The 16,344-nt window shown below is 67.9% G+C and carries 14 protein-coding genes and 1 pseudogene; 8 read left to right on the top strand and 7 right to left on the bottom strand.

Annotated features, from left to right (window positions below; translation table 11 throughout):
* Genes F9K34_RS04730 through F9K34_RS04720 form a run of 3 tightly spaced genes read left to right on the top strand, consistent with a single transcriptional unit; the run spans nt 1 to nt 2,010 of the window.
* Nucleotides 1-564 carry a tetratricopeptide repeat protein gene (locus tag F9K34_RS04730; RefSeq protein WP_291335756.1) on the top strand — a complete coding sequence of 188 codons (564 nt, stop codon included), beginning with the start codon at nt 1-3 and terminating at the stop codon, nt 562-564.
* 26 nt (nt 565-590) lie between these two features.
* Nucleotides 591-1,439, top strand: coding sequence for a tetratricopeptide repeat protein (locus tag F9K34_RS04725; RefSeq protein WP_291335755.1), 849 nt, complete (start codon nt 591-593; stop codon nt 1,437-1,439).
* 4 nt (nt 1,440-1,443) lie between these two features.
* Nucleotides 1,444-2,010 (top strand): prepilin peptidase, encoded by a 567-nt coding sequence (locus tag F9K34_RS04720; protein WP_291335754.1) that lies wholly within the window; start codon nt 1,444-1,446, stop codon nt 2,008-2,010.
* On the opposite strand, the gene F9K34_RS04715 is transcribed toward F9K34_RS04720, so the two are convergent.
* Nucleotides 1,980-3,602 (bottom strand): hypothetical protein, encoded by a 1,623-nt coding sequence (locus F9K34_RS04715; RefSeq protein WP_291335753.1) that lies wholly within the window; start codon nt 3,600-3,602, stop codon nt 1,980-1,982. The genes F9K34_RS04720 and F9K34_RS04715 overlap by 31 nt on opposite strands.
* Nucleotides 3,603-3,748: 146 nt before the next feature.
* Between F9K34_RS04715 and F9K34_RS04710 the strand changes: the two genes are divergently transcribed.
* Genes F9K34_RS04710 through F9K34_RS04690 form a run of 5 tightly spaced genes read left to right on the top strand, consistent with a single transcriptional unit; the run spans nt 3,749 to nt 9,383 of the window.
* Complete coding sequence (locus F9K34_RS04710) at nt 3,749-5,059, top strand: ATPase (protein WP_291335752.1); 1,311 nt, start codon at nt 3,749-3,751, stop codon at nt 5,057-5,059.
* Complete coding sequence (locus F9K34_RS04705; RefSeq protein WP_291335751.1) at nt 5,059-5,805, top strand: NAD(P)-binding domain-containing protein; 747 nt, start codon at nt 5,059-5,061, stop codon at nt 5,803-5,805. The genes F9K34_RS04710 and F9K34_RS04705 overlap by 1 nt, the downstream gene beginning before the upstream one ends.
* A 35-nt stretch (nt 5,806-5,840) precedes the next feature.
* A complete protein-coding gene (locus F9K34_RS04700; RefSeq protein ID WP_291335750.1) occupies nt 5,841-8,243 on the top strand; it encodes a ligase-associated DNA damage response DEXH box helicase in 2,403 nt (800 codons plus the stop codon).
* Between the two features lie 49 nt (nt 8,244-8,292).
* The gene (gene pdeM / locus F9K34_RS04695; RefSeq protein ID WP_291335749.1) at nt 8,293-8,955 is read left to right on the top strand and encodes a ligase-associated DNA damage response endonuclease PdeM; all 663 of its coding nucleotides are present in this window, start codon (nt 8,293-8,295) and stop codon (nt 8,953-8,955) included.
* A complete protein-coding gene (locus F9K34_RS04690) occupies nt 8,952-9,383 on the top strand; it encodes a PaaI family thioesterase (protein WP_291335748.1) in 432 nt (143 codons plus the stop codon). The genes pdeM and F9K34_RS04690 overlap by 4 nt, the downstream gene beginning before the upstream one ends.
* Before the next feature lie 4 nt (nt 9,384-9,387).
* Here F9K34_RS04690 and folD read toward each other — a convergent pair whose 3' ends face one another.
* The 6 genes and pseudogenes from folD to F9K34_RS04660 all read right to left on the bottom strand — a co-directional run.
* Complete coding sequence (gene folD, locus F9K34_RS04685) at nt 9,388-10,278, bottom strand: bifunctional methylenetetrahydrofolate dehydrogenase/methenyltetrahydrofolate cyclohydrolase FolD (RefSeq protein WP_291335747.1); 891 nt, start codon at nt 10,276-10,278, stop codon at nt 9,388-9,390.
* Nucleotides 10,279-10,404: 126 nt separating this feature from the next.
* Entirely contained in the window at nt 10,405-12,081 is a 1,677-nt protein-coding gene (locus F9K34_RS04680) for a formate--tetrahydrofolate ligase (RefSeq protein WP_291335746.1), read from the bottom strand.
* Between the two features lie 265 nt (nt 12,082-12,346).
* On the bottom strand, nt 12,347-12,964 hold the full coding sequence (locus F9K34_RS04675; protein WP_291335745.1) for an MOSC domain-containing protein: 618 nt from the start codon (nt 12,962-12,964) through the stop codon (nt 12,347-12,349).
* A 4-nt stretch (nt 12,965-12,968) separates the two neighbouring features.
* Complete coding sequence (locus tag F9K34_RS04670; RefSeq protein WP_291335744.1) at nt 12,969-13,745, bottom strand: methyltransferase domain-containing protein; 777 nt, start codon at nt 13,743-13,745, stop codon at nt 12,969-12,971.
* A 36-nt stretch (nt 13,746-13,781) separates the two neighbouring features.
* Complete coding sequence (gene ftsH / locus F9K34_RS04665) at nt 13,782-15,710, bottom strand: ATP-dependent zinc metalloprotease FtsH (RefSeq protein ID WP_291335743.1); 1,929 nt, start codon at nt 15,708-15,710, stop codon at nt 13,782-13,784.
* Nucleotides 15,711-15,789: 79 nt separating this feature from the next.
* Nucleotides 15,790-16,344 (bottom strand): annotated as a pseudogene (locus tag F9K34_RS04660) (tRNA lysidine(34) synthetase TilS); the annotation flags it as partial.

The following is a 16,344-nucleotide window of genomic DNA, read 5'->3' as shown; positions in this document are numbered from 1 at the left end:
ATGGCTCTCCGCGTATCGGCCCTTCTTCTCGCAGCCGGATTGCTGGCCGCCTGTCAGACAGGCGGCCAGCGTGTCTCTGAGAACTCCCCCTTCCCGCCCGCGGGTCCCGTCAGGGGCGAGGATTCGGTCGACGGCCTCATCGTCGGGCACCGGCTGATGGCGGCGGGCGAATACGAACTCGCACTCAAGGCCTACTTCCGCGCCGCCGGCGACCAGGGAATGACGGTCGATGTCCTATCGGCCCTCGGCTCGGCCAACCTTCACCTCGGCCGCCTTGGCCAGTCCGAACGGCTCCTGCGCCGCGCCGTGAAGGAGGACGAGACCTTCGTGCCGGCCTGGAACAATCTCGGCGTGGTACTCATGGAGCAGGGCAAGTATGCCGAAGCCGCGCGCGTCTTCCGCCTGGCCTTCGCGCTCGACAGTGGCCAAACGGACGCCATCCGCGAAAATCTCCGCCGAGCCCTCGCAAAAATCGAAACCCCGTCATATGATCCCATCAATAAGGGAGAATTCTCCCTGGTGAGGCGCGGGAACGGGCAATACCTGCTTCTCACCAAACATTGAGGCAAGAGCAGCAAAGGACGCATCAAATGCGCCACCCCATTCTGATTTCCCTCTGCCTGGCAGGGGCGACAGCGGTGTCCGCCTGCCAGAAGGCCACCGATGCCGAAGTCGAACGCGCGATCGAGGACGTGAACGTCATCGACGAAAGCAACCTCAACGACGTGATGCTGACGGTGGGCGACCCGAACGAGGCGGTCGCCTATTTCCAGAGAACCGCCGCACAGCACCCCGACCGCATCGACATCAAGCGCGGACTCGCCAAGTCCTTGATCCGTGCCAAGAAACCCACGGAGGCCGTGCTGGCCTGGCGCTCGGTCGTCGACAGCGAGGAGGCAACGAACGAGGACCGCGTGGCGCTTGCCGACGCCCTCATCCGGTCCAACGAATGGGCCAAGGCCGAGGCCGAGCTCAACATGATCCCGCCCACCCACGAGACCTACGAACGCTACCGGCTGGAGGCGATGGTCGCAGACGCCAACAAGAAATGGCAGAAGGCCGACAGCTTCTACGAAACCGCCTTCGGCCTCACGACGCAGCCGTCGTCGGTCCTGAACAACTGGGGATATTCGAAGCTCACCCGCGGCGACTTCCCCGGCGCGGAGAAGCTCTTTGCCGAGGCTCTGACCTACGACACCTCCAGCTTCACGACCAAGAACAACCTCGTCCTGGCCCGTGCGGCGCAGCGCAAGTACGACATGCCGATCGTGACTATGACCCAGGCCGAGCGGGCGGAGCTGCTTTACACGGCGGCGCTCACCGCCATCAAGCAGGGCGACGTGACGACCGGAAAGGGGCTTCTCGAAGATGCCGTGGACACCAGCCCGAAGTATTTCGAACAGGCCGCCCGCGCGCTCGAGACGCTGAACAACGGCTGAGCCCATGCTGAACCCCTACCCGCCGACGAGCCCGGAGGCCGTGGCCTTCGCCTACAAGGTCTTCCTGCTCCTTTGCCTGCCGATCTGCGCCTGGGTGGCCTGGTCGGACCTGAAGTTCATGAAGATCCCGAACATGGCGGTGATGGCGGTGGTCGCCATCTTCGCCTTCGCGGGTTTCGTGCTCATTCCGGCGGAGTTCTGGCTCTGGCGCTGGGTCAGTCTCGTTGCCGTGCTCGCCATCGGCTTCGTCCTGAACATCGCCGCCAACGTCGGCGCGGGCGACGCGAAGTTCGCGGCCGCCGCCGCGCCCTACTTCGTGCAGCGGATCGAGCATCTCCAGATCGCGCTGGTGCTGCTCGCGGCCTTCCTCCTCGGCGCCTTTGCCGCGCACCGGCTGATGCGGGCGATCCCCGCCGTAAGGGCGGCGACCCCCGACTGGGTGAGCTGGCAGCGCAAGGATTTCCCGATGGGCCTCGCGCTCGTCGGGACGTTCCTCACCTACCTCGTCTTCATGGCCTTCCCCGGCGTTCTCGCCGCGATTCAGGGTGCGGTCGGCTCAACCAATATGTAGAGCGGCGTGCGGCGCACCTCGCGAAGTGTCCAGCCGCCCTCCTCGAAGGTCTTCAGCATCTCCGAACGGAGCGAGAAGGCCATCGGGCAGAGGGGAACGACGACATAGTCGGCGTTCTCCGCCCCGGACAGGCCGCCGTAGTACCAGGGTGCCGCGCCCTTGACCGGCCTGAAATCCCCGAACATCCAATAGGCAGAATAGAGGTCGGTGCCGAGGATGGCGCTGCCGGCGAAGCCGGCCTCGGTCAGGTCGTCGTCCACCAGTTCGAACCATCCCGATATGCCGCCCTCGATCTGGCATTCTGGCAGAGCCTCGCCGTTCAGCACGGGCGGGTCCTCGCGCTTGGCAAGTTCGCGGAAGGCGGCGAAGGGATCGCCCGGCTGGTCGTAGGGCTCCTTCAGGTTGACGGTGTAGAGCCGGCCCTCGGGCGTCCTGAGGTCATCGTGGGCGGCCAGACGCGGCAGAAGCGGCACCGTATCCTCGGTGTCCGCCGCGAGGTGGCGCCAGGGGCTGAAGGCCAGGTTGATCGCCGAGGGCGCGCCGAAGCACAGCGCGGCGATCCCGGTCACGGTCAGCGCCACGCGGAGATCCCAGCCCATGCCGTTCGTCGCGCCCGGCCCGGGACGCAGGAGGAAGGCGAAAAGCGCCAGCAGGTAGAGCCACTGCGGATCGTTGCCGAAGTTCTGGTAGGCGACATAGAAGAAGCCCGGCATGAGCACCAGGAGAGCGAGTCCCTCGACCGCCCGCCCCGCCTGCCGAAGGAAGATCACCGCGGCGATCAGCGCGAGGCTGCCGCACATGTAGAGCGGCGCCACGATCACGTCGATGAAGCTTTCGCCCGGCGCGGCCCGCGTCTCGCCGGTGGCGACGGTCACGAGATCCTCCACGTAGGCGGCCCAAAAGGCGGGACCGGCCAGCGCCGTGGTCAGGGCCACCACGCAGAGCCCGGCGATCAGGGCCGCGGCGATCATCGTGCCCTGCCGCCGCGCGAGAAGCGCCACCGCGATCCCGGGCGCGAATGCGGCGAAATAGGTCACCTTCAAGAGCACGAGTGCCCCCATCCCGAGCCCGATCAGGGCCCCGTCGAGCCATGGCCGCGGCCGGTCGAGGGGCGCCAGCACCGCAAGCGGAATGACGATGTAGCTGACCGCCCAGGCCCAGCGGTTGTAGTGCATCGAGATCGAGACCGAGCTTTCCGCCTCGCCGTGGACAAGCGCGAGGCAGAGGAGCATGACGAAGCCACCGTAGGCCCAGGGCCAGATACCAGTGATCCGGCTCGTCGCCACGCGAAGGACGGCTGGCAGGAGCGCCACCGCGACGAGGATCTGGGAATAGAAGATCGCATGGCCGATCCCCGCCCCCGCCTTGACGAAGGCGGCTATGGGCGCGATCGCCAGCACGCCGATCGGCGTCATGAAATCGAGGTGCGGCCACTCGCCCCGCGCCATCCTCAGCACAAGCTCGGCCAGATGCAGTGTGTCGCCCTCGTGCTTCTCGAGGTAGAAGGCTCCCTTCAAGAGAGGGAGGCCGCCGAGAACGGCGATCGCGAGGGCAAGGAAGGCCGCGAGAGCGGCGGTCCGGGGTCTGCTCATTCGTGCCTCTTCAGCGGAATTGTTTCCTTCTTTTGGCCACAATACCTCGGCAGAGTCGCGCTGTGAATCCCAAGGCGGCGGGCACGGGCGCTTTTGCGTGCGGGTCCCTCTGACCGCCGCCCGAACCGCCGCAGAGGTCCCGCCAGATGAACATGCAGGTGCCCAACGTCATCGCACCGACGCCGCCCCGGTCGCTCGGCGATACCGGTCTTTCCGTCGTGATGATGCGCGACATCCTCCTCAAGACGATGTTCCGCATGAACCTCGAGACGGTTTCGGAAATCTCGCGGCAGATCGCGCTGCCGATCCCGGTGACGCAGGAACTGATCGACCTGGCGCGCACCCAGAAGCTGCTGGAAGCGACGGGCACGCTCCACGCCAACTCCGGCGGCGAGATGGGATACCAACTCGCCGATGCCGGCAAGGCGCGCGCACTCGATGCGCTGAGCCAGTCGGAATACTACGGCGCCATGCCGGTGCCGCTGGAAATGTACCGCGACCAGACCCGCCGGCAATCGATCCGCAACATCCAGATCACGCGCCAGCGCCTGACCTCGGCGATGGGCCACCTGATCCTGCCCGACGAGCTTCTGGACCACCTCGGGCCGGCGGTCGGCGCGGGCCGGTCGATCCTGATGTACGGACCGCCGGGCAACGGCAAATCGTCCATCTCGAACGGCATCCGCGACGCGATCGGCGACAAGATCTACATCCCGAGGGCCATCGAGTACGCGGGTCAGGTCATCACCGTCTACGACCCGATCGTGCATTCCGCCGCGCAGGCGTCCGAGGATGACCCGACGGCGCTGCGCCGGTCGTCGAACCGGTTCGACAACCGCTACGTGCTCTGCGACCGTCCGACGGTGATCACCGGCGGCGAACTGTCGCTCGACATGCTCGACCTCACCTACAACCCGACGGCGCGGACCTACACGGCGTCCCTGCAGATGAAGGCCACCGGCGGTGTGTTCATCATCGACGACCTCGGCCGCCAGGCCGAGCCACCGCAGAAGATCGTCAACCGCTGGATCGTACCGCTGGAGGAAAGCCGCGACATCCTCGCGCTCCAGTCCGGCGAAAAGTTCGAGGTGCCCTTCGACACGCTCGTCATCTTCTCCACGAACTTCCACCCGAACGAGATCTTCGACAAGGCGGCGCTGCGCCGGATCTTCTTCAAGATCAAGATCGACGGCCCGAACCAGGAGATGTTCCTGAAGATCTTCGCCATGGTGGCCAAGAAGAAGAAGGTGCCGCTCGACGAGAAGGCCCTCATCCACTTGCTCAAGGTGAAGTACCCGACGATCAACAACGTCTATGCGAACTACCAGCCGGTGTTTCTCATCGACCAGATGATCGCGATCTGCAATTTCGAGGGGATCCCGTACCAGATGACCCCTGAACTCATTGACCGTGCCTGGGCGAACATGTTCGTCCGCGACGAGAAGATCATCCACTGATGGGGGGGCTTGGCATCGCCGGATCGGGTCGCGTCGCGCGGGTGTTCCGCGCGCGCCTCGCCGCTGCGGGTATTGCGACGGGCGCCGCCGCCGGGGACCTCACCGCGCTCAGGACGCTGCTCCTGGTGCCGTCCGACATTGGCGACTGCGAAAACCTCCTCTTCGAGGCCGAGGGCTTCGCGAAGAAGGCCCCGGCGCTGCAGACCATCGTCCTTGCCGCCACGCTCTCGCCCCGCTACGTGCGGGCGCTCAGGGGCCGCATCCGCACCGAGGTAACACTGGTCGATGCACCCTTCACCGGCAGCCTGCGCGCGGCAGAGGAAGGGCGGCTCACCTTTTTCCTCGGCGGCCGCAAGGACGAGGTCGACCGGCTCCTCCCCGTCTTCGACCGGCTCGGTGCCAAGGCGATCCGCATGGGCGGCTTCGGCGCCGGCATGGCGGCGAAGGTGATGAACGACTTCCTCGCCGCCTCGTCCAACGCGATGACGCGCATCGCGCTCGACTGGGCCAAGGCACAGGGGATCGACGAAGCGCGGCTTCTCGATGTCGCGGGCGAGACGCTGCCGGGTCTTGCGGGCGCGGGACCCGACAGCCTGGACCATGGTCCGGCGGGCGACGACTGCGTGACGGCCCTTGTCCGCGAGGTGGAGATCGCGCTGGACAACGCGCTTGCGGGCGCGCATCTGACGCCGCCCCGGGCGCTCGAGGACGTGTTCCGGGGGCTGAGGCAGCGCCACTTGCACTGACTTGCGAACGCCCGGCGCGGGCCTAGATTGGGGCCATGCGCGCCCTGCCCACCCCGTTTCGAGACTGGTTCGCCGCCCGGGACTGGCAGGTCCACCCGCACCAGCAGGCGCTTCTCGACCGCGCCGATGCCCCAGCCATCCTCCTCGTCGCGCCGACCGGCGGCGGCAAGACGCTCGCGGGGTTCCTGCCCTCGCTCGTGGAACTCGCGGCGGGCGATCGGCCGGGGCTTCACACGCTCTACATCTCGCCCCTGAAGGCGCTCGCCGCCGACATCCGCCGCAACCTCACTCGGCCGGTGGAGGAGATGGGGCTCCCGGTCCGGATCGAGGACCGCACCGGCGACACCACCTACACGCGCCGCCGACGCCAGCGCGCCGATCCGCCGCACATCCTTATCACCACGCCGGAAAGCCTCGCGCTTCTGCTCAGCTACGAGGACGCGCCGCGCATCTTCGCGGGGCTCTCGCGCGTCATCGTGGACGAGGTTCACGCGCTCGCGGAATCGAAGCGCGGCGACCAGCTCATGCTGTGCCTCGCCCGGCTGGAAACGCTTGCCCCCGGGCTTCGGCGCGTCGGTCTTTCGGCAACGGTGGAGGACCCCGCCGCCATCGCCCGATTCCTTGCCCGCCATCCCGATCCCTGCGCGATCGTCCACGCCGACCCCGGCCCGGATCCCGACATCGCCATGCTGACGACCGCCTCCGCACCGCCCTGGGCCGGCGGCGGCGGACGGTACGCCATCCCCGAGGTGCTGGCGGAGGTGCGCCGCCACCGCATCACGCTCATCTTCCACAATACCAGGGCGCAGGCGGAACTCTTCTTCCGCGACCTCTGGCTTGCCAACGACGAGGCCCTGCCCATCGCCATCCACCACGGCAGCCTCGCGCGGGAGGCGCGCGAAAGGGTAGAGGCCGCGATGGTCCGGGGCGACCTGCGCGCGGTGGTCTGCACCGGCTCGCTCGACCTCGGCATCGACTGGGGCGACGTGGACCTGGTGATCCAGGTCGGCGCGCCGAAGAACGTCAAGCGGCTCGTGCAGCGGATCGGACGGGCGAACCATCGCTACAACGCCCCCTCGAAGGCACTCCTCGTGCCCGCGAACCGCTGGGAGGTGGTGGAATGCCAGGCGGCGCTCGATGCCGTGCGCGCCCATGACCTCGACGGCGACCCGCGCGGGCCCGGACCCCGCGACGTGCTTTGCCAGCACATCCTGATCGTCGCCTGTTCCGGTCCTTTCGATTCCGGAGCGCTTTACGCGGAGGTCACGAGCGCCGGCCCATACGCCGCCCTCTCGCGGGCGGAGTTCGACGCCTGCCTCGACTTCTGCGCAACCGGCGGCTACGCCCTGAAAGCCTATGACCGCTGGCAGCGACTGATGCTCAGGGGCGGGCTCTGGACGCTGCGCGACCCCCGCGCCGCGCGCGACATCCGGATGAACCTCGGCACGATCACCGATGCCGAGATGGTGAAGGTGCGCTGGCAGAACCGGCTTGGCGGGGCACCTCTCGGCGAGGTGGAGGAAAGCTTCGCCTCCACGCTCACACCCGGCGAGACCTTCCTCATCGGCGGTCAGGTCGTGCGCTACGTGGGCCTGCGCGAGATGGCGCTGGAGGTCGCGCCCGCGCCGGGGCGCGACCCGAAGATCGCCGTCTACTCGGGCACCAAGTTCTCCACCTCCACGCAGCTTTCCGAACGCATCCTCAGGATGCTCGGTCAGGACGCCTGGCCAGACCTTCCGCGCGCGACCGCGGAGTGGCTCGCGCTTCAGCGCGCGGTCTCGCGCCTGCCTGTCGCGGACCGCCTGCTGATCGAGACCTTCCCGGCCGAGCGGCGCGCCCATCTCTGCGCCTACGGTTTCATGGGCCGCGCCGCCCAACAGACGCTCGGCCTTCTCCTGACCAAGCGGATGGAAGAGGACGGGCTCCATCCCCTCGGCTTCGTCTCGACAGACTACGCGACGCTGATCTGGGGGCTCGACGAGGTGCCGGACCCGGCCGCGCTCTTCGACCGCGGAAGGCTGCGGGAGGGGCTCGATGGCTGGCTTGCCGGCAACGCGGTGATGAAGCGCACCTTCCGCAACGTCGCCATCGTCGCCGGGCTCATCCAGCGCAACCAGGCCGGCGCAAGGAAGTCGGGCCGGCAGGCCACCTTCTCATCCGACATCCTCTACGACACGCTGCGGCGCTTCGACCCTGGGCACCTCCTCCTGCAAGTGACGCGGGACGAAGCAATGCGGGGTCTCGTCAGCTTTTCCCGGATCGAGGGGCTTCTGGCCCGCATCGGAGGCCGCATCGACCACCTCAGGCTCCCGCGCGTGACACCGCTCGCCGCCCCCCTCTTCCTTGAGCACGGCCGCGTCCCCGTCGACGGGGCCGCGCGCGAGCGGCTCGTCGAGGAGACGGCCGCGCGGCTCATGGCCGAGGCGGGGCTCGGCTGATGGCGTCAGGGCAGTTGCGTTTTCGTTGCCGCCACGGCAGGAACAAGCCATGAACGGCTTTGACTTCGACCTCACCGGGGCGCGGCTTTCGGCGCTGAGATCCGGTGCGCTCCACTGGGCCGGCGAGGGCTGCCTTGCCGTCTCGGACCTGCATCTCGGCCGGTCGGAGCGCTACGCCCGCCGCGCCGGCGCCCTTCTGCCGCCCTACGAGGTCGAGGAGACGCTGGCACGACTCGACGCCGACATCGCGGCGTGCCGGCCCCGGACGGTGATCTGCCTCGGCGACAGTTTCGACGATGCCGAGGCCGGGGCGCTTGACGACCGCGCGGCACTATGGCTCGCGCGGATGATGGCGGGGCGGCGCTGGATCTGGATCGCCGGGAACCACGATCCGGGTCCGGTGGCGCTGGCGGGAGAGCACTTGGCGGAGCTGGCGCTGGGGCCGCTCGTCTTCCGGCACGAGGCGGTTCCGGGCGCCACCGGCGAAGTCTCGGGGCATTTCCATCCGAAGGTCAGGCTTGCCGGTCGGGGCATCCCCTGCTTTCTTGTCGACCGGGCGCGGGCAATCCTGCCGGCCTACGGGACCTATACCGGCGGGCTATTCGCCGGAGACGCCGCGCTCTGCGGCCTGATGGGGGCGGGCGCGCTCGCCATCCTGACCGGCCGGGCGGCCCGGCCGATGCCGATGCCAAGGGGACGGAACGGGCCATGATCAAGACGGTCGATGCAGCTATGGCGGCGAAGGTGCGGGACAGCTTCGCGCGGCAGAGCCTGATGGCCACCTTCGGCGCGACGCTTGCCGAGGTCGCCGCCGGACGGGTCGTGATCGCGGCGCCGATCCTCGATCTCGCGCGCCAGCAGCACGGGTTCGGACACGCCGGCCTGACCTTCACGCTCGGCGACACCGCGGCGGGCTATGCGGCTCTGACCCTGATGCCGCTTCCGGCCGAGGTGCTGACCGTCGAGATGAAGATCAACCTCGTCGCGCCCGCGGCGGGCGACCGTCTCATCGCCACGGGTCGCGTGGTCAAGGCCGGGCGGCGCCTGACGGTCGTCACCGCCGAGGTGGAGGCGGAAACCGACGGCACCCGCAGGACCGTCGCCCTCCTCCAGGGCACCATGCTTCCGGTCGAGCCCTAGCCCCTCAGGCAGTCAGGCCCTCGGGCTCGGCCAGCCCGTAGGCGCGGCAGGCCGCGGTGACGGTGTTGGCCAGCAGGCAGGCGATGGTCATCGGCCCGACGCCACCCGGCACAGGCGTGATCGCTCCGGCCACCTTCGCGGCGCTGTCGTAGTCGACGTCGCCGACGAGCACGGTCTTGCCCCCCCGCTCAATGCGGTTGATGCCGACGTCGATCACGGTCGCGCCGGGCTTCACCCAGTCACCCGGGACCATCTCCGGCCGGCCCACGGCGGCGACAAGGATGTCGGCCCGGCGGCAGACCTCGCCGAGATCCTTGGTGCGGCTGTGCGCGATCGTCACCGTGCAGCTGTCACCGAGAAGAAGCTGCGCCATCGGCTTGCCGACGATGTTCGACCGGCCGACGACCACGGCCTCCATGCCGGCCAGCGAGCCATGGTGATCGCGCAGCATCATGAGGCAGCCGAGCGGCGTGCACGGCACCATCGCCTTCTGCCCGGTGCCGAGGAGGCCGACGTTGGAGATGTGGAAGCCGTCCACATCCTTCCCGGGCGCAATAGTGTTGATCACGAGGTCCGAGTTCAGATGCTTCGGCAGCGGCAACTGCACGAGAATGCCGTTCACCGCTGGGTCGGCATTGAGCCGGCCGATGAGCGCCAGAAGCTCCGCCTCCGAGGTGTCGGCGGGAAGCTTGTGCTCGTAGGAGTTCATCCCGGCCTCGACCGTGGACTTGCCCTTGGAGCGGACATAGACCTCGCTCGCGGGATCTGCGCCAACGAGAACGACGGCAAGGCCAGGAGTGATCCCGTGCTCTTCCTTCAGCCGCGCGACGTGCTTGGCGACCTCGCCCCGCACCTTCGCGGCAAAGGCTTTCCCGTCGATGATCGTGGCCGTCATGTGATTTCCCTTCTGATGCCTTCCGGGGCGCGCGCGATGTGCCGCCCTGCGGCCCGCGCGCCGGCGAAGGGCCGCAGGGGATGCGGGCGGCCCGGGGCTTGACGCCCCCGGGGCCGCCCCGGTCTCTCAGAACAGTCCTTCGACGTGACCCAGGTCGTTCAGCCGGATGACCTCGGCCGACGGCACCTTGGGAAGGCCCGGCATGGTCATGATCTCGCCGCAGATCACGACGATGAACCCGGCGCCTGCCGAAAGCCGCACCTCGCGCACCGGCACGGAATGGCCGGTGGGCGCACCGCGGCGGTTCGGGTCGGTGGTGAAACTGTATTGGGTCTTGGCCATGCAGACCGGCAGGTGACCGTAGCCGGCCTCTTCCCAGGACTTCAGCTGGTCGCGGATCGACTTGTCGGCCAGAACCTCGTCGGCGTGGTAGATGCGCTTGGCGATGGTCTCGATCTTCTGGAACAGGCCCATCTCGTCGGGGTAGAGCGGCGCGAAATTCGCCGCGCCGCTTTCCGCGAGCTGCACGACCTTCTTGGCCAGATCCACGGTGCCTTCCGACCCCTTGGCCCAGTGCTGGCAGAGGATCGCCTCGGCGCCCTGCTGGGCGACGTAGTCCTTGACGGCCTGCACCTCGGCATCGGTGTCGCTGTAGAAATGGTTGATCGCCACCACGACCGGCACGCCGAACGACTTCACGTTGGCGATGTGACGTCCGAGGTTGGGGCAGCCTTTCTTCACGGCGTCCACGTTCTCGGCCCCGAGGTCGGCCTTGGCGACGCCGCCGTTCATCTTCATCGCGCGGACGGTGGCCACGATTACCGCCGCAGCGGGCTTCAGCCCGGCCTTGCGGCACTTGATGTCGAAGAACTTCTCGGCACCCAGGTCGGCGCCGAAGCCCGCTTCGGTGACGACGTATTCGCCGAGCTTCAGCGCGGTAGTCGTCGCGATGACCGAATTGCAGCCATGCGCGATGTTGGCGAAGGGCCCGCCATGGACGAAGGCGGGGTTGTTCTCCAGCGTCTGCACCAGGTTCGGCTGCATCGCGTCCTTCAGAAGCACCGTCATCGCGCCGTCGGCCTTGATGTCGCGGCAATAGACCGGCGACTTGTCGCGGCGATAGGCGACAACGATGTCGCCGAGGCGCTTCTGCAGGTCTTCGAGGTTGCGGGAAAGGCAGAGGATCGCCATGACTTCGGACGCCACGGTTATGTCGAAGCCCGCCTGGCGCGGGAAGCCGTTCGATACGCCGCCGAGCGACACGACGATGTCGCGCAGCGCGCGATCGTTCATGTCCATCACGCGCCGCCAGGAAACGCGGCGGGTGTCGATCTCGAGTTCGTTGCCCCAGTAGATGTGGTTGTCGATCATCGCGCTGAGGAGGTTGTGCGCGCTCGTGATCGCGTGGAAGTCACCGGTGAAGTGGAGGTTCATCTCCTCCATCGGCACCACCTGCGCGTAGCCGCCGCCGGCGGCTCCCCCCTTCATGCCGAAGTTGGGCCCGAGCGAGGCTTCGCGGATGCACACGATCGCCTTCTTGCCGATCCGGTTCAGGCCATCGCCAAGGCCGACGGTCGTCGTCGTCTTGCCCTCGCCCGCCGGGGTCGGGTTGATCGCGGTCACGAGGATCAGCTTGCCGTCCGGGCGACCCTGCAGCGAGGTGATGAAGTCCTGGCTGACCTTGGCCTTGTCGTGGCCGTAGGGCAGCAGATGCTCTGTCGGAATCCCCAGTCGGGTGCCGATCTCCTGGATCGGTTTCTTCTTCGCCTCGCGTGCGATTTCGATGTCGGTCTTGAAGGCCATGTCGTGCATCACTCCCTGCAGGCCGCCGCCCTATGCGTGCTTGCCCCGGTTTATAGCCGCGCTCCGCATGGGCAAGAGGCGAGATTGCGACGAAAACGGACGTATATGCGCCAGTCTGCGACCCGGATGCGACAGGACGGCCGAGGATCGACCCGGAACCGCGACGCCCGGCCCCGCGTTTGGAGCATGCAACGACACCGCAAGGAGATGGGCATGCGGACGGCCTCACTCATCGTCAATGCCGCGTTCGGGCTGGGCCTCGCGCTCAGCTCCGCGTTCTGGATCCTGCTCTGACGCGCCCGACGCCGGGCGCCCAGGCGGGCTGGTCCGGAACATGCAGCCTGAGCCGCTCGCCGAGGCGGAGCCGCCCCTCGCGCTCGACCCAGGCGGTGACACCGCGCCGGCCCCGTGCAGCCGCAAGGAAGAGAGCTCCCTTGCCGGGCAGGGCTTCCTCGATCACCCGCCCCGGCAACACGCAGGGCCGGTTCTCCATGTCCACCACGAGCGTCGTCCCGGCCTCGCCCTGCAACCGAGAGGATGGCGGCACATGGCTGAAATCGTCGATCCCCTCGATCACGAGGCTGGCGCCGAGCCAGGTCGGGTCGAGCGCCCCGACCGACATGGCGGCCGCGATCGCGGCGATTTCCTCGGCCGAGAGGATGGATATCTGCCGCGTGTTGCGGATCTCGGTGCCCCCGCGGTGCTGGGCCGTCACGCGCGAGCAGGAGGCGCGCGTCAGCCCGGAATGTGATTCGCCGGTGATGCCCGCAAAGGTGAGCTCGATCTCCGGCACCGGGACCGAGGCGAGCCCCGTGCCGCGGTCCGGGACGCGGCCGAGCCAGCGCACCGTCGCGACATGATCGGTGGGGCGCAGCGCCGGCACGGTTTCAACCCGTGAGCGTGAAGAAGAGCCGCCGGAAGGGAAAGAGCACCGCGCCGTCGGCCTCCACCGGATAGGCCGAGGCAAGGGCGGCATCGTAGCGCTCCACAAACTCCGCCGCCTCGGCGTCGGAAAGCCGGTCGAGGTAGGGTCGCATCGCGGTAGCCTCGGTGAACCGACGCACCGGATGCCCCGTGGCGGCGGGATCGAACCGCTGCACGTAGTCGGTTTCCCAGACGTCCACCCGACCCAGTGTCGACAGCATCCGGTGATACTCGACCGGCGGGGCGACGGGTGGCGACCACGCGCCCAGGTCGAACCGGTCGGGGAACATCTCGGCCGCGAAGTCGCGCAGGAACCGGTGCGAGGGCGCGCCATATTGGCGGGGCATCTGCACGGCGAGGACTCCGCCGGGGCCGAGTTGCGCGGCGAGGCGCGGCAGAAGCGCATCGTGCCGGGGCAGCCAATGCAGCGCCGCATTCGAGAAGATCAGGGACACCGGTCCTTCGGCCGTCCAGTCGGCCGCGTCGCCCCGGACGAGCGCGTCGTAGGCTCCCACCTTTCGCGCGGCGTCGAGCATCGCAGGCGAGGCATCGAGGCCGATGATACGCCGTTCCCGACCGAACCGCGCGCGCAGGGCCGGCCCCGCGGCGCCATTGCCGCAGCCGAGGTCGATCACCTCGCCTTCGGGCAGTGCGCCGACCCGCGCGAGAAGGTCCAGCGCGGGCCTGAGGCGCAGGTCACCGAAGCGCGCGTAGCTCTCGGGGTCCCAGTCGCTGGCCACGTTCGTCCCCACTGCCGGTCGACCGCCTGCCCAAATTCAGGCCGTAGGCTCTGGTTCCATGCCGCCCTTGCGGGCCTTGGGCTTCTTGGTCTTCGGGATCGAGGTCACAGCCGGCGTTTCCGGCGCCTTCTCGGCGCCCCCGCCGCTCTCGTCGTCCTCGCGCGGCTTCTCGCCGCGGATGACACGCATCATGTCCTCGCCCGTGAGCGTCTCGAACTCCAGAAGGCCCTGGGCGAGATTTTCCATCTCCTGCCAGTTTTCCTTCAGGATCGCCTTCGCGCGTTCATAGGCCTCGTCCACCAGCCGGCGAACCTCCTGGTCGATGATCTCGCGGCTTTCGTCCGAGGCGTTGAAATGCGACTGGCTGCCGAGGAAGCTTTCCTGCGTTGACGTGTAGTTGATGTTGCCGAGCTTGTCGGACATGCCCCACTGGCTCACCATCGCCGTGGCAAGTCGCGTGACCATCTGGATGTCGCTGTAGGCACCGTTGGTCACGTTCTGCGGCCCGAACACCAACTCTTCCGCCGCCTTGCCGCCCATGGTGGAGGCGAGCCGCGACAGCGCGGATTCGCGCGTCATGCTGAGCTTGTCGCGCTCGGGCAGGTAGAAGGTGACGCCGAGCGCCCGCCCCCGCGGGATGATCGTCACCTTGTGCACCGGATCGTGCTGCGGCACATGGATGCCGACGATCGCATGGCCCGCCTCGTGATAGGCGGTCAGCTTCTTTTCCTCTTCGGTCATGACCATGCTTCGGCGCTCCGGCCCCATCATGACCTTGTCCTTGGCCTTCTCGAAATCCTCGAGCGAAACGAAACGCTTGCCCACCCGCGCGGCCAGAAGCGCGGCCTCGTTCACGAGGTTGGCGAGGTCCGCGCCGGAAAAGCCGGGCGTGCCGCGGGCGATGACGCGCAGGTCGACATCGGGGCCGAGCGGAACCTTGCGGGCATGGACCGAGAGAATCTTCTCGCGCCCCTTGATATCGGGGTTCGGCACCTGCACCTGGCGGTCGAAGCGGCCGGGCCGCAGGAGCGCGGGGTCGAGCACGTCGGGCCGGTTCGTCGCGGCGATGATGATGACGCCCTCGTTCGCCTCGAACCCGTCCATCTCGACCAGAAGCTGGTTCAGCGTCTGCTCGCGCTCGTCGTTGCCGCCGCCGTAGCCGATGCCACGGGACCGGCCCACCGCGTCGATCTCGTCGATGAAGACGATGCAGGGCGCGTTCTTCTTGGCCTGCTCGAACATGTCGCGCACGCGGGACGCACCCACGCCGACGAACATTTCCACGAAGTCGGAGCCCGAGATGGTGAAGAAGGGCACCCCCGCCTCGCCGGCGATGGCGCGAGCGAGGAGCGTCTTGCCGGTGCCCGGGGGGCCGACCAGCAGCGCGCCCTTCGGGATCTTGCCGCCAAGGCGCGAGAACTTCTGCGGGTTGCGCAGGAATTCCACGATTTCCTCAAGCTCCTCCTTGGCCTCGTCGATGCCGGCCACGTCGTCGAAGGTCACCCGCCCGTGCTTTTCGGTCAGAAGCTTCGCACGGCTCTTGCCGAAGCCCATCGCGCCGCCGCGCCCGCCGCCCTGCATCCGGTTCATGAAGAAGATCCAGATGCCGATGAGGACAAGAAACGGAAGCCAGAGCGAGAGGATCGAGAAGAAGCCCGACTGCTGCTGGCGTTCGGCCTTCACCGAGACATCCTTGGCGATCAGCGTGTCGACCAGCTTGTCGTTCATCTGCTCGCTCTGCGGCTGGACTGTCACGAAGGTCTGACCGTCCTTGGTCTGGATCTGAATCTGTTCCCCGTCGATGACCACCGCGCTCACCTCGCCCGCGTCCACCTTCCGGACGAAATCGGAGTAGGCCATCGACCGCGCGTTCATCGCCGTCTGGCCGTTTCCGAAGAGGTTGAACAGCGCCAGGATCAGAAGGAACAGAACGACCCAGAAGGCGATGTTTCTCGCGTTACCCACAGATGACCTCCGAACGAAGCATGGCCGCAACGCCGGGGCGTGCGGGCTTTCCTCTAAAATAGAGATTAGGGGCCGGGGTTCAATGCGATAAAAGGAAGGAGCGGAAATCTGCGACGATTTCCACCCGCCAGCCGCTGCACAGTCCGGCCGCGGGTGCGGCGACGAGCGCATCGCCACGCCATACGGCCGGCGTGACGACGAGCGCGGCGCGGGAATGGTCCGTCGCGCGCCAGTCCGCGCAGCGACGCAACCCCTCGGCGCCGAGGGCGCGGACACGAAGCCCCGGCTCGTGCGGGCCGGCAAGCCGCCAGCGTCCATCCCAGAGCGCATCGGTCGCCGTTTCCATGCCGGCCACGGCCTTCGGCTCGCGGGTGAACCGAAGCTGCGTTTCGGTCACGCGCAGATGGCATCCGGCGAGCGTCGCGTCACGCCCCTCGGCGATCGCCATTTCCAGCCGCGCGATCTCTGGCCCGCGCGGCGCATGTTCGGCCGAGTTAAGCCAGCGCAGTGCGCCTCGGACGAGTCGGCGCGCGGTCTCCGGTCCCAGGCCCCGCCAGGCCGCGCGATCGAAGGCGATCCCGCCGGCGTCCTCGGCCGCGATCTCGTCCGCCACACGGACGGCGAGGGCGACAAG

Origin of the sequence: Albidovulum sp., from assembly GCF_008933605.1 — a bacterium.
In the GTDB taxonomy this organism is placed as follows: domain Bacteria; phylum Pseudomonadota; class Alphaproteobacteria; order Rhodobacterales; family Rhodobacteraceae; genus Albidovulum.
Note: the sequence above shows the minus strand (reverse complement) of the source record. Positions and strands in the feature narration are given on the sequence as shown.